This is a genomic window from Streptomyces albipurpureus (genome assembly GCF_023701525.1).
Classification (GTDB): domain Bacteria; phylum Actinomycetota; class Actinomycetes; order Streptomycetales; family Streptomycetaceae; genus Streptomyces; species Streptomyces albipurpureus.
Genome location: NZ_JAMQAW010000027.1, coordinates 22244 through 35282 on the forward strand (window position 1 = coordinate 22244; position 13039 = coordinate 35282).

Genomic DNA, 13039 nt, shown 5'->3' on the forward strand with positions numbered 1-13039 from the left:
AGCGCTGCCCTTCAACTACGGAGCGTGGGGAAGGGGGAGGGAAGGCCGAATCGCGGGGATGACGAACCGACGGTCTGGACACTCCGGAGCCATGCCGAAAGATCCCGGGACAAGGCCACTGGAGCGGAAACCCGGACCGACGGGGCGCCCTGGACGGGTCAGGGAAGGTCCGTCATCGGGGGACGGGTCAGCCAGGCCCCGGCGACGGGCACCCCTCCGAAGGCCGTGCCACCGCCAGCAGCGCCATGTCATCGACGGTGCCCCCGCCCGTATGCCGCCGCACATCGTCGAGCAGCGCGTCCAGCAACTCCTCCGGGCCCGGAAACAGCCGCCCGGTGAGCCGCCCCACCGGGTCGTAGAAGCCACCTGCCGAGTCCCGGGCCTCGGAGAGCCCATCCGTGTAGAGCAGCAGGGTGGCCCCCGGTGGCAGCGGATACTCCTCCGCCCGGTCAGGCCACAGGCCCAGGTCGCCCATGGACAGCGGTAGCGCCGGCTCGGTGGGCGCCAGCCCCTCAAGCCGGCCGTTCGCGTAGAGCACCAGCGGCTCGGGGTGGCCCCGGTTGACCAGTCGTACGATTCCCGCCCCCCGCGGGATCTCAGCGAGTACGGCGGTGGTGAAGGTCTCCCTGGAGTCCAGGCTGTCCCGCCGGTTGCCTTCACGGTTGAGCGCGCGCTCCAGCCGCTGGGTGACCCCCTCCAGGGAGCTCTCCTGCTCGGCCGCCTCCCGGAACGCGCCGATGGCCACGGCCACCGTCTCCACCGCCCCCAGCCCCTTGCCGCGGACATCGCCCACCACCAGCCGTACGCCGTGCGGGGTGTCCTGTACGGCGAAGAGGTCGCCCCCGATGAACGCGTCCGCGACCGCCGCCTCGTAGCGGGCGGCGACCCGTAGCCCGCCGATCCGCTCGGCGGGGGTGGGCAGCACGGCCCGCTGAGCGGCCTCGGCGATGACCCGGGCGGAGGCGAGCCGCTGGCTGCCACGCTGTACGACCTGGTTGATCAGCAGCGCGAGCCCGGAGACGGTGACCACCGTGATCAACTCCGTGTAGGCGGCGGGCTCGAACATGGTCTCCTTGAAGTGGTGGAGACCGATCACCCCCATGGTCGCCGCGATCCCGGTCAGCAGGGTGGTGAGCCAGGAGAAGAAGGGGGCCGCGATCAGCGGGGCGGCGGCGAACATCGGTGCGGCCGTGAACATCGGCGGAGTCATCGCATCGAAGATCACCCCGCCGAGGATCATCACCACGGGCAACGTACGGACAAAGCGCCGGGCGCCGAATCCGAAGTGCTCCTCCTGCTGCCCCAAGACTGCTCCCTGCCCGGTCCGCCCACGGACGCGGACATGGTTCCCGCGCTCCCCCAGGCTGGCCGCAACCGGACCGCGGGGCGAGCCACCGTCGTCCAACCGGGCTAAACCAACAGAGACCAACCCGTAAAGAGCGCTATTCAGGGCAGACAAGAAAAACAGCGGACAGGAACGACAATGGTCCGGCACTCAATTGAGTGCCGGACCATTGTCTTTAGTAGCGGGGACAGGATTTGAACCTGCGACCTCTGGGTTATGAGCCCAGCGAGCTACCGAGCTGCTCCACCCCGCGCCGTTGAACACAACCTTACGCTACTTGGAGCAAGATCCACTCCATATTCCCCAGCGGTACTCCCGCCGCCCTGGATAACCCCGGTAGAAGGCCCCGAATTCCCTCTGCGAGAGGCTCGCCAGCCAGGTCAGCGAGGCGGTACGAGGGTCCCGGACGCGACCCGATTTCCCGGGGCTCCGGTTGGATCCCGCTCGTGGCGGCCCTCTGGCGGCGGGCTTGGTCCACCGGGCGTGCCTTCCCCAGCCTCTTCGGCGATCGCTCCGGAGCCTTACTCCGGCCCCGGTGCACGGCGGGACCGAAGAAGGGCACCATCGGACTCCTGGCCCGCCGGACGGCTTCATCCTCAGCGGGTTCGGCTCCGTCCGGCCAGGTCAGTCATCGGCGAGATGCCGCTCGCCGTAGACCCGCATCGCATCACGTATGAAGACCGCGGTCCCCGCGCCGTGCTGGTCGTAGGTGGCGGTGAAGCGTTCGTCCGCCGCGTACATCTCGCCCAAGCCGATGAAGTGGCACTTCGAAGGAGCGTCGAACGTCGACAGCCACTCGTACTGTCGCCGGACGATGGACTGCGTCACATCGCTGTCGGCGGCCAGCCCCTCTTTCAGCGCCTGGGCGAAGTCCTTGGCGATGCCGGTCTGCTCGGCGAGGAACTCCCGCCGCCGCACCTCGCTGAGCGAACGCCACCACTGATCACTCCTGCGGTACGCGTCCCGACCCCAGCGCTCGGTCACTTCCTGCTGGTACCGCGTGTGGTCAAAGCCGTCGAGCACTTCCTCGGGCATGAGTTGTTCCCCTCTCTCGGTCTTGTGGAGGGTGGTCCGCACCGAGGCGATCTGTCGCTCGATGCGCTCGCGTTCGCGCTCCAGCAGCCCCAGATGGGTTCGCAGGGCTGCCGTGGTGTCGCGCTGCCCCTCAAGCACCTCGGCAATCGCGGACAGCCCCAGCCCCAGCTCCCGCAGCAGCAGGATTCGCTGGAGCCGGACCAGTGCCTGGGGACCGTAGTAGCGGTAGCCGTTCGTCCCCACCCGGCTGGGCTCAAGCAGGCCGAGATCGCCGTAGTGCCGCAGGGTACGGCTCGTCGTCCCGGCGCGACGGGCTATCTCCTGGATCGACCACTCCATGACTTCCACGGTAGAACTTGACGTTACGTAAAGGTCAAGCCCGGACATCCTGGCTTCCCGGGGTGCGACGTCCAGAGGGTTCCGCCACCGGGAGAAGGGCGATCAGGGCGTGAGACGGGACGCTCTGGTGCGTAGATAGCGGACCTCGGGCTCGCTGAGGGTGTGGCTCGCCGCTCGAAGATAGGCCGCCCGCGCTCCTTCGGTGTCTCCCGATCGCTCCAGCAGATGGGCCCGGACGGATTCGAGTCGATGGTGCCCGCTCAGCCGGTCCGCCACCGTCGCCAGCTCCTTCAGCCCGGCCTCGGGCCCGTGCACCATCGCGACCGCGACCGCCCGGCCCAACTCGGCCATGGGCTCGGGGGTCAGGCGTACGAGCAGGTCGTAGAGCGCGAGGATCTGCGGCCAGTCGGTGTCGTCGGCGGTCGGCGCCTCGTCATGGAGTGCGGCGATGGCGGCCTGAAGCTGGTAGGGCCCGGCCGGCCCCTGGGACAGGGCCTCCTCCACCAGGGTCGTGCCCTCTTCGATGGTCGGCCGATCCCAGAGCGCCCGGTTCTGCTCATCGAGCGGAATCAGCTCCCCCCGCGCTCCGGTGCGGGCGGCGCTGCGGGCCTCGGTCAGCAGCATCAGTGCCAGCAGTCCGGTGACCGCTGCGCTCTGCGGCAGCAGTCTCCGTACCGCCCTGGTCAGCCGGATCGCCTCCCCCGCGAGCTCGGCTCGGTGCAGGGAGCTGCCGGACGTGGCCGTATAGCCCTCATTGAAGATCAGATAGAGCACCTGGAGGACGACGGAGAGCCGCTGATCACGGTCCTTGGGGTTCGGCTGCTGAAAGGGCACCCCCTTGACCTTCTGCTTGGCCCGGCTGATGCGCTGGGCCATGGTCGCCTCGGGGACCAGATGCGCACGGGCGATCTCCGCGGTCGTCAGACCGCCGACCGCGCGCAGGGTGAGGGCGATCTGCGCGGCGGGGCCGAGCGCGGGGTGGCAGCAGAGGAAGAGCAGGGTGAGGGTGTCGTCTTCGGCCGGGCCACGGCCCTCACCGGGTGGTGGAGCGGTGAAGGTGTCGCGGGGGGCGAGGGTCGCGGCGGTCTCCTCACGCCTGCGACGGGCCTCCTCGGCCCGTAGGAGGTCCATCAGCCTGCGCGAGCCGACCTTGATCAGCCAGCCCCGCGGATTCTCCGGGACTCCCTTGACCGGCCACTGCTCGGCCGCGGCGAGGAGCGCCTCCTGAACGGAGTCCTCGGCGAGGCTGAAATGCCCGTACCGCCGTACCAGCGCACCGAGGACCTGCGGCGCGTGGTGGCGCAGCAGGTCCTCGGTCTCTTGCGAACGTCTCATCCGGCCGTGGCTATCACACATCGCCTCCGTCGGCGCCCTGGAGCGGGCGGATGACGACGGGGTAGACGGCGACGCCCTCGGGTTCGGGACAGCGCGCGACCCGGGCCGCGATCTCGGTGACCCGCTCCAGGCTCTCGCAGTCCACCACCCAGTAGCCGGCCAGGACTTCCTTGGTCTCGCTGTAGGGACCGTCGGTGACGACGGGACGTCCCTCAGCGTCGACGGTGACGTGTCGGGCCTGGGCGGGTGCGGTGAGGCCCTGGGAGTCGACCAGCTCACCGGACTCGGCGAGATCGTTACTGATCGCGCCCATGTACTCGAACATCGCCTGGAGGTCCTTCTCGTTCCAGGCCGGGCTGTGGGAGGAGCTCTTGCCGCCCATGCCGTCGTAGTCGGCCTGAGCACCCTGAACCATCACCAGATACTTCATGACGCCACTCCTCTGCAGGGATAGGAATCGCCCTTGCCGGGCGGCTCTCACAGGGGACGTCGGAGCCGATGACGGGTTCTCGACAGACTCGCCGGGATCAGTGCGAAAACTTTTCGCCGGCCGTGTCCCGCGCCCTGCCCACGTGGGCGATCGGCGGTGGCCAAGTGGCCCGGAGGCAGGCACAGCAGCAGCTCAGGGGCAGTCCGCTGGGCCGTTCGGGAGAGCGGGGCACCGTAGGCGTCGGATCGCACGGGCTCTACGCCAGGGGCCGCACTCGGGTGACCGGGCCGTGCTACTGGACCGCTCCGGCGACCATGGCCACCGGCTCAAGGAGGGGGGCGAGGTGCTGGGGAACCGCCATGACCTGGTTCAGCTGGTTGAGCTCCTGCAACTGGTCGAGCTGCTTGAGGGAAGTGGTCTTGGAGGCAGTCTCCTGATCAACGGTGTGGCCCGCGGCGGAGGCACCTGAGACGGCCATGGCGGAGGCGCCGGCGGCGAGGGCGACTGCGGTGAGGAGGCGCTGAGTCTTCGTCATGTCGGAGACAACGGCCGAGCGGAGTAGGGGTCACGGGGCGGCGGCGGGGACAACCCGCAAGGAGCGGGCCGCCCGGGTGCCGAGGAGTCCACCGTCAGGGGAAACGTTCCTCCAAAGGGAGTGTCCACGGACCGGTCTCACTCCTTCGCAACGCCCTCGCCAAGGCCACGTCCTTTCGGGGTGAACCCACGCGCCCATCTGGCGCAGTCGTTCGGTTCACTACCCCCCTCAAGGGTGAAGTGCCCGTATCCCAGTTGAAGTGATCAAGAACCTGTTGCGCGCCACCACGGCTGCCGCACTCGCCCTGGTACCCCTTGCCCTCTTCACCCCGGCCGCGCATGCGGCCGAGACCGTACCGATCGCCGTCGCCGTCAGCCGCCTCGCCGTGGAAACCGAGAGCCGGGCCGGCTACGACCGTGATGCGTTCAAGCACTGGAACTCCGGTCTGAACGCGACCGATGGGTGCAACACCCGGGCGGAAGTACTGATCGCGGAGGCCGTCTCCGCGCCGGCGGTCGGTGCGCGCTGCGCGTTGACCGGCGGCTCCTGGTGGTCGTACTACGACGACACCACGGTCACTTCCGCCTCGGGCCTCGATATCGACCATATGGTCCCGCTCGCCGAGGCGTGGGACAGCGGGGCTTCGGGGTGGACGGCGGCCCGCAGGGAGGCGTACGCCAATGACCAGGGGGCGCAGGCGTCGCTGGTCGCGGTCACCGCCCGGTCGAACCGTTCCAAGTCGGACCAGGACCCGGCCGAGTGGCTGCCGCCGTCGGCCGACGCGCTGTGCCGGTATGTGTCGGAGTGGACGGCGACCAAGCTCCGCTGGAACCTCGCCATCGATGAGTCGGAGCAGGACCGGCTGTACTTCGTGGCTTCGGGCTGCACCGACACCACGGTGACCTACGAGCCCGCCCCCTGACACCACCTCGAAGACTCATGACCCCGTGAACCATCTCGTCCCCCGGCCGGCCCCCAGGGACCGGCAGTGGACTCTCGGCCGGTCCGCCCGCGCCCTGGAGCGGATCGGCCGAGTCCACTGGGCCGGTGGCGGAAGGAAATGAGGGCCATCGCGGCGCGGCGGGACCCATCGCGCCGCGCGGGGGAACCCACTGGCCGTCGGGCGTCGACCACTCCGGGCACGGACAGTGCTGCCGTATGGACCGCCGCTCCGGAATGAACAGAGCTTTCGGTAGACAACTGATGCCAGTGCGACAGTTGGTGCCAGTGAGGTGGAAGGGGCGCTGTGCGTTGTGGAGTCCATCGCCTTGGCTCAGAGACCGCCGGTGGTTCCCGTTGCCCCGTCCCGCTCAACCTCCGCCACCACCACGTACAGCGTCACCGCCGCGAAAAAGGGGCCGTGGGCGAGATGGGCAAGCCACTCCTGGGCGTCCTGGGCGGCGAGATAGCCCGCGGCCACCGCACGGTCCGTATTGCGGCGCAGCCCGAGCACGTCGTCTGCGGCCCTCGCATCGCGGAACACCGAGGTCACCGGGATGACATCGGCCACGGTGAATCCCGCGGCCAGGGCGAGCCGGGGCAGTTCACGGCCGATGACACCATTGCGTACGATCCTGTCGGTGATGTGACGGGTGTAGGCGCGGGAGATCTCCAGCCGGGGAAAGTCGATGGCCAGTGAGTCCCAGTCGGGCTCGCCCATCACCACTCTGCCGCCTGGCCGCAGCACTCGATGGATCTCCGCCAACGCCTGGGCCGGGTCCTCCACATGCTGGAGGGTCCGGTCAGCCCGTGCCCGGTCCGCGCTGCCGTCCGGGAGCGGGAGCGCGTGGACATCCCCCAGCCGTACGTCCACCCCTGGCAGTCCGGCCGTACGCTGGCGAGCCCGCTCCACCATCTCCGTACTGATGTCAACGCCGGTGACGGTGCCGGTCGGACCCACCGCCCGGGCGAGTGCGGCGAGGTTGGTGCCGGGCCCGCAGCCGAGATCGAGCACGGAGAGCCCGGCCCGGGTGTCCAGCGTCTGAAGCATCACCTGCTGATACGAACGGACGATATCGGTCGCGGCCAGTCGATCGAGATAGCCGATCCGGTCGGGTTCGGCCGTCTCAAAGACATGTTCGGTCACCCTGGCCATGGACTGGGCCTCCCGCTCCAGCACGGCGCGCCCCTGCCGGGTGAGGCGTACCGGCCGCCGACGGCCCTGGCCTTCGAGGTGCTCCACCAGGCCCTTGGCTTCCAGTCGGGCCAGTGCCCCATACAGACTGCCGGCGCCCAGACGCTGGCCGGAGAGCTTCTCGATCGCGGTGTTGATGGCGTATCCGTGCAGCGGCCCGTCGGCGAGGGTGCAGAGCACCAGCATCTGGGCGTCATTGGTGCGCATACAGCTCCTGAGCTCCCACATCCGTATCCGGTCCGTGCCCGTATCCATAGCCCGGTCCCGTCCGGGTTGGGGAGTCCGAGCCAGTGGCGCGTTTCCGAAAGGGGCCTACTCACGGCGGGCTCAGCTGACCGACCCGAGGCCGTTGCCCGAAGGCTGTCCCGGGGCCGACCGACTTCTTCCCCTATTTGCTACGCGCCACGTAGTACGCAGCACATACTATGCGCGCATGAATGGCGCCTTCTCGCTCGTACGGCGGACCGGTCATGCCCTCTATGCCCGTCGGCTGCGGCAGCGGATAGCAGGCGGGCCGCTCCCCCGCCATATCGGCCTGATCATGGACGGCAACCGCCGCTGGGCTCGGCGCATGGGACTGACGGAGGCCGGTCTGGGCCACCGCTACGGTGCGGAACGGGCCCGGGAGGTGCTCGGTTGGTGTGAGGCGCTCGGGATCGGCCATGTGACCGTCTTCGTCTGCTCCACCGAGAATCTCGCTCGGCGCGATGACACCGAGGTGGCCCTGCTGATGCGCACGATCGAAGAGATGGTGACGGTCCATCTCGCCCGTCCCGGCAGCCCGTGGCGGGTGAGGATCGCGGGCACGCTCGATGCGCTGCCGACGAGCACGGCCAACGCCCTCAAGTCGGCGGTGGAATCGACTCGGGACCGTGCGGGCGGCTCTGAGGTGACGCTGGCCATCGGCTACGGCGGGCGCCAGGAACTCATCGCCTCCATCCGCGATCTGCTCCTGGAGCAGGCGGCTGGCGGGGCGGACCTCAGGGAGCTCGCCGAACGGCTGACCGTGGACGACATCGGCCGGCACCTGTACACAGCGGGGCAGCCCGACCCCGATCTGGTCATCCGCACCAGCGGTGAGCAGCGGCTGTCCAACTTCCTGCTGTGGCAGAGCGCTCACGCCGAGCTCTCCTTCTGCGAGGCGTACTGGCCTGCCTTCCGTGAGATCGACTTCCTCCGCGCGCTACGGAGCTTCAGCGTCCGGCAGCGGCGCTACGGCGGGTAGGGCGGGGGCCGGGTGGCGACCGCCCGGGCTGAGTCCCCCTGGCGGGGGTGCGGTGAGCCGGTCGATCCATACACCGGCATGGCGTGTTCTCGTCGGCCCGGGTGGCGACCGCCCGGTCTGAGTCCCCCGGCGGGGATGCGGTGAGCCGGTCGATCCATACACCGGCATGGCGTGTTCTCGTCGGCCACTCCGTCGTGGCCGAGGCGCTCCGGAGCGGCCGACCCTGTCTCGCCCCGGTAGGTCTCAGATCCCCTCGCCACGGCCGTACTGGCTGATCAGGGCTACCGACACCCCCAAGGTGACATCCGGGTATCCAGATTGAACTCTTCGGTACGCCGCCATGAAGATCATCTCGATCTTGGCTGGAATCAAGCGATCGATGCCTAGCGTCCGTTGCTATGAAACGTATGAGCACGGCAGCCGGCTTCTGTCTCGGCCTGCTGTTCCTTGCGCTGGGCATAGGGGCCCAGCCCGCGGCCGCCCATGTCGCTCCCGACCAGGCCGAGTTGATCGTCACCACCACGGACCAGGCCTCCACCGGCCGACTCGTCGTCCACCACGAGGTCATCGCCCCCGCGCGAGCGGGTACCTGGGCCGCGGGCCTGCTCTCCGCGGACTGCCCGGCCACCGGTACCGGCACGGCCGGCGACCGGGGCGGTGTCATCGACGGTGTGGTGGTCGAACTGCGCTGGAGCTGCGCCGTGGATCAACTCGACCTCGCTCCGCTGCTGGCCGAGGCAGGGCTCACCCAGGTCATCGTCGAGTTCGACGGCACCACGGTCGAGGCCTCCGGGGCCCTCCCCCTGGTCGACGCCGAGGGTGCCCACGCCCCGCCGACCTTCCCCTGGGCCTCCTCGGTCCCCTGGGCGACGGTCGCACTGATCACCGCGGCCGGCGCGGCCCTGCTGCTCGCCGCGTGGAAGCTCCCCGCGCTGGCACGCCCCCTGAGCCGCCTGCACCACCCGCACCACCTGCACCACCGAACAGCGGACACAGTGCCGTTTGCCGGGGGAGCAGCGGCACGGCGGGCAGAGGCATTGGAGAGGCAACCGGAAGAGCGGAGCGCCCCGCGAGCGATGAGGCGGCTACGGCTGGCGATCACCAGCGCCCTGGCCCTCACCTTCCTGGTCCCGGGGACCGCGGTCGCGGCGGACAGCGCCCCCACCTCATCAGCGTCACCGACGCCCCCTGACACGGTCACCGTCCGGGGCACGGTCTTCAAGGACGCCAACGGCAACGGCAAGCGCGACCGGCGCGAACGGCCCGTGCCAGGCGTCGATGTGACCGATGGGGCCGTCTGGGCGACCACCCGTACCGATGGCTCGTACTCCCTCGCCATCGATCCCCAACGCCGGGAAACGGACCTGGTCCAGATCGTCTCGCCGGACGGCTACACCCCCGTCCTGCGGGACGACTACATCCCCGAGTTCTTCCGGAAGGTCCCGGAGAAGGGCGCCAGCGGCGTCGACTTCGCGCTGGTCCCCGACCGCAACGCCAAGAACCCCACCGAGAAGTGGGTGATGAACTCCGACACCGAGGTCGGCAACCGCACCGACGACGAGGCCCGCCGGGTCCTGCCGCAGTGGACCGGCCAGGTGGAGGCCATGGCCGAGGTCGACGGGGCGACGATGCAGATCGCCACCGGCGACCTGACCGTCACCGACTACGCGGCCGAACCCCGCCGCCAGGGCGGCTACGACCTCTTCCGCGAGGGCCTGAAGAAGGGCGAGCTCGGCCGCCCCTTCTACCCCGTGATCGGCAACCACGACTTCGGCGGCACCGCCACCTCCAAGGGGTACGCGGGGAGCATCGAGTACTGGCGGCAGAACCTCGGCCCCGAGTGGTACAGCTTCGACCGCAACGGCCGCCATATCGTCGTCCTCGAAAACAACTACGACGCCAGCGGCCTCAAGCCCCAGCTGGAATGGCTCCGGCGCGATCTGGCCCGCAACGCCATGGGCAAGCAGGTGCTCGTCTTCGCCCACCGCTCGTTCTTCACCCAGTGGGGTGCGGGCGCGGGAATGCAGCCCACCCTCGACGAACTGGCCAAGTACGACGTGCGCATGATGGCCGCGGGACACAACCAGCAGTCGGAGTTCCGCCGCGGCGCCTTCAAACGGTCCGTCGAGGTCAACAACCAGGGCTCGTACGGCATCGACGGCGCCCGCCCCGACTACAAGGTCCTCGACTTCAGCGGCATCACCGACGACCCCCGCACCCGTCGCAATGAGGACACCGGCCACATCAGCGGCATTCACCGCCAGTTCGAGATCGACGATGACTCGGCGCTCGTCAGCCCGGCGAAGAACAGTGTGCACGGGGTAAAGGCCCGGGTACCCGTGGAGGTGTACGCGGAGGACGACGGCCGTACCCCGGCCAAGGCCACGGTGACCGTGCGCGACTGGCGGCGCGAGGTCGTCAAGCGCGAGACGGTCCGCTTCGGCAACGGCGCGGCGGGCACCGGACGCGAGAACTGCTACACCGCGCCCGGCGGCAAGCCCGAACCCTGCCCCGAAGCCCGCGGCGCGTGGACCCGGGCCAGCGGCGAACTCAAGGGCCTGCGCCCCGGCACCTACACCGCGGAAGTGACCACCCTGGACACCCGGGGCGAGGAGTTCCCGCGGCACAAGAGCAACTTCCGAGTCGTACGCGACGCCGAACTCGCCGAGCCGCGCACCGGACAGGACTGGCTGCGCCAGGGCGGCGACGAGGCCGGGCGCTCGGCCAGCGGCGACACCCCGGGCGCGCAACTGGACCTGAAGTGGGCCCGGCACACCGGCGAACAGTTCAACCTCAACGGGTCCCTCGTCGACGACGGCAGGCTCATCGTCGCCTCGCGCGCCTTCGACTCCCCGTACAGCATGATGCTCGCCTACGACATCGAGTCCGGGCGCGAGCTGTGGCGGACCTATCTGGACGGCGACGCCGAGTCCGCGCCGACCCTGCACGGCGGAAAGGTGTATCTGACCACCGGTGTCGGTCGGGTCTACGCCCTGGACGCCCGCACCGGGCGGATCGCCTGGGAGTCCATCGACCGCGAGCAGCAGGCCGGCGACACCGTACGCCGCTACGGCCGCGCGGGCGGACCGGTCAGCGTCTTCGCCCTGACCACTGCCGGCAAGAAGCCGGCCGAGAAGCGCTCGGTCGCCGTCTACCAGGACTGGAACACCATCCGCTGCCGTGACTCCCGTACCGGCGAACTCCTCCCCGGCGGGTTCGGCGCGGCGGCTTCCTGGGGCCAGACCCACAGCACCGCGATCCGCCAGTCCGGCTCCAACACGGCCTACCTCCACTCGTCGTCGAGCAACACCGTCCTCGCCATGGATCTCGCCACCTGCAAGCAGATATGGGTGCAGGACACCGCGGGCGACATCGACAGCCACTCCTCACCCACCCTCACCGACCCCGCGGTCGGCCCGGCCCAGCTGATCACCCACACCGCCTACGGGACCCGCGGCCACGACCCGAAGATCGGCGCTGTGACCTGGGAGTCCAAGCTCGGCGGCGGCAGCGTCTGCGAACCGGGCAGGGCCCCGCTCACCTCGCCCGCGGCCTGGGGCACGGTGACCTATGTCGCCGGACGTGACGGCGTCATCCGCGCGTACGACACGGCCGCCGCCGACCCCGCCAAGCCGCTCTGGGCAACCAAGGCCGGCTATCTGCCGGGCGAGAGCCCGCTGGATGACAAGTGGCGCAAGGCCATGGGCTGCGCGGTGGGCGACGGCTCCCCCACGATGCATCCGCTGGTGACCAAGTCACATGTCTACGTGGGCACCTGGGACGGCCGCCTGCTGGTCCTCAACCGGACCACCGGCAAGCAGCTCGCCTCCCACAACCTGGGTGCGGGGGTCGCATCGGCCCTCTCCATCAGCGGCAACCACCTCTTCGCCCTGACGGACGACGGCACGGTCCACGCCCTGGCAGCCCGCCGCTAGAAACCCTCCCTTGAGGGACCTACGGCCCTGCTGACCTCCAAGGCCCCCGTGACGCTGGTGAAGCGGTGCGGGGGCTTCGGCCTGTACGAGACGGCAGGTACGCGGCCGGTCTCCCCGCCCCCGGTAGGTGCGTACCACTGGCGCGGGTGCGGGGTGGGGACTTCCGACAGTCGCGGGGTGGCGCTCATCCCACGGGCCGACAGCGTCGATCCACATACTCGACGGAGAACAGCGGGCTCGATTCACCGATGGCCGGCGTGCGCTCAACGCGCTCCTTACTGGCACCGGGTTCCAGCTCCCCCACGACGGTGACCTCGAACTTCCGCTGATCGGGGTCAAGGAACTGGTTGCTCTCCACCTCAAAGCCGTACCGACAGACCGAGTCGGTGCGATTGGTGACCGTGATCTCCAAATCGACCGGCTCGCCTACCCGCCGCTCACTGAGAATCCCAAAGACGATGTCGATGTCGCCCTTGGCCGGCCACTTCTCCTGTAGATGGTCGTCGTAACACCCCCCGGCCTCCACCGGCACCCCCACACACCCCGGGGACTCCCCCACCGCCCTCATCCCCTCCGCCTCCCCTCCACATCCGACCAGCACCCCCGCGACAACACTGACAAGGGCGGTAACGCCGACAGCCCCGCGGCCTCTGTGCGCATGCATCCGCACACTTTCCCTCATGGGGCGTCGGGCGGGGCTGGAACGTCGGGCGAAGGGCTTGTGCC

General features: G+C 69.6%; 10 protein-coding genes and 1 tRNA gene. 3 read left to right on the forward strand and 8 right to left on the reverse strand.

Annotated elements, in window-relative coordinates:
* Positions 1-187: 187 nt before the first annotated feature.
* The 6 genes from NBG84_RS21830 to NBG84_RS21855 form a co-directional block, all read right to left on the reverse strand.
* Positions 188-1306 carry a PP2C family protein-serine/threonine phosphatase gene (locus NBG84_RS21830; protein WP_250921252.1) on the reverse strand — a complete coding sequence of 373 codons (1119 nt, stop codon included), beginning with the start codon at positions 1304-1306 and terminating at the stop codon, positions 188-190.
* A 218-nt stretch (positions 1307-1524) separates the two neighbouring features.
* Positions 1525-1598, reverse strand: a tRNA-Met gene (locus tag NBG84_RS21835).
* A 371-nt stretch (positions 1599-1969) separates the two neighbouring features.
* Positions 1970-2719: a MerR family transcriptional regulator gene (locus NBG84_RS21840; RefSeq protein ID WP_250921253.1), complete on the reverse strand. Its 750-nt coding sequence runs from the start codon at positions 2717-2719 to the stop codon at positions 1970-1972.
* Positions 2720-2821: 102 nt separating this feature from the next.
* Positions 2822-4054 (reverse strand): RNA polymerase sigma factor, encoded by a 1233-nt coding sequence (locus NBG84_RS21845; protein WP_250921254.1) that lies wholly within the window; start codon positions 4052-4054, stop codon positions 2822-2824.
* 13 nt (positions 4055-4067) lie between these two features.
* Positions 4068-4484 carry a YciI family protein gene (locus NBG84_RS21850; RefSeq protein ID WP_250921255.1) on the reverse strand — a complete coding sequence of 139 codons (417 nt, stop codon included), beginning with the start codon at positions 4482-4484 and terminating at the stop codon, positions 4068-4070.
* 292 nt (positions 4485-4776) lie between these two features.
* A complete protein-coding gene (locus NBG84_RS21855) occupies positions 4777-5019 on the reverse strand; it encodes a hypothetical protein (RefSeq protein ID WP_250921256.1) in 243 nt (80 codons plus the stop codon).
* A 259-nt stretch (positions 5020-5278) separates the two neighbouring features.
* Here NBG84_RS21855 and NBG84_RS21860 point away from each other — a divergent pair, with 259 nt between their 5' ends.
* Complete coding sequence (locus NBG84_RS21860) at positions 5279-5941, forward strand: HNH endonuclease family protein (protein ID WP_250921257.1); 663 nt, start codon at positions 5279-5281, stop codon at positions 5939-5941.
* 351 nt (positions 5942-6292) lie between these two features.
* On the opposite strand, the gene NBG84_RS21865 is transcribed toward NBG84_RS21860, so the two are convergent.
* A complete protein-coding gene (locus NBG84_RS21865) occupies positions 6293-7360 on the reverse strand; it encodes a methyltransferase domain-containing protein (protein WP_250921258.1) in 1068 nt (355 codons plus the stop codon).
* A gap of 226 nt (positions 7361-7586) precedes the next feature.
* On the opposite strand from NBG84_RS21865, the gene uppS reads away from it, so the two are divergent.
* Together uppS and NBG84_RS21875 are read left to right on the forward strand one after the other, a co-directional pair.
* Positions 7587-8378, forward strand: coding sequence for a polyprenyl diphosphate synthase (uppS, locus tag NBG84_RS21870; protein WP_250921259.1), 792 nt, complete (start codon positions 7587-7589; stop codon positions 8376-8378).
* Between the two features lie 398 nt (positions 8379-8776).
* A complete protein-coding gene (locus NBG84_RS21875; protein ID WP_250921260.1) occupies positions 8777-12313 on the forward strand; it encodes an outer membrane protein assembly factor BamB family protein in 3537 nt (1178 codons plus the stop codon).
* A 184-nt stretch (positions 12314-12497) separates the two neighbouring features.
* On the opposite strand, the gene NBG84_RS21880 is transcribed toward NBG84_RS21875, so the two are convergent.
* Entirely contained in the window at positions 12498-12977 is a 480-nt protein-coding gene (locus NBG84_RS21880) for a hypothetical protein (RefSeq protein ID WP_250921261.1), read from the reverse strand.
* Positions 12978-13039 lie beyond the last annotated feature (62 nt).

Bases quoted from the DNA above. Each gene is read 5' to 3' on its own strand.
- NBG84_RS21840 (WP_250921253.1), bottom strand. From the start codon at position 2,719: ATGGAGTGGTCGATCCAGGAGATAGCCCGTCGCGCCGGGACGACGAGC.
- NBG84_RS21845 (WP_250921254.1), bottom strand. From the start codon at position 4,054: ATGAGACGTTCGCAAGAGACCGAGGACCTGCTGCGCCACCACGCGCCG.
- NBG84_RS21850 (WP_250921255.1), bottom strand. From the start codon at position 4,484: ATGAAGTATCTGGTGATGGTTCAGGGTGCTCAGGCCGACTACGACGGC.
- NBG84_RS21855 (WP_250921256.1), bottom strand. From the start codon at position 5,019: ATGACGAAGACTCAGCGCCTCCTCACCGCAGTCGCCCTCGCCGCCGGC.
- NBG84_RS21865 (WP_250921258.1), bottom strand. From the start codon at position 7,360: ATGCGCACCAATGACGCCCAGATGCTGGTGCTCTGCACCCTCGCCGAC.
- uppS (WP_250921259.1), top strand. From the start codon at position 7,587: ATGAATGGCGCCTTCTCGCTCGTACGGCGGACCGGTCATGCCCTCTAT.
- NBG84_RS21875 (WP_250921260.1), top strand. From the start codon at position 8,777: ATGAAACGTATGAGCACGGCAGCCGGCTTCTGTCTCGGCCTGCTGTTC.
- NBG84_RS21880 (WP_250921261.1), bottom strand. From the start codon at position 12,977: ATGCATGCGCACAGAGGCCGCGGGGCTGTCGGCGTTACCGCCCTTGTC.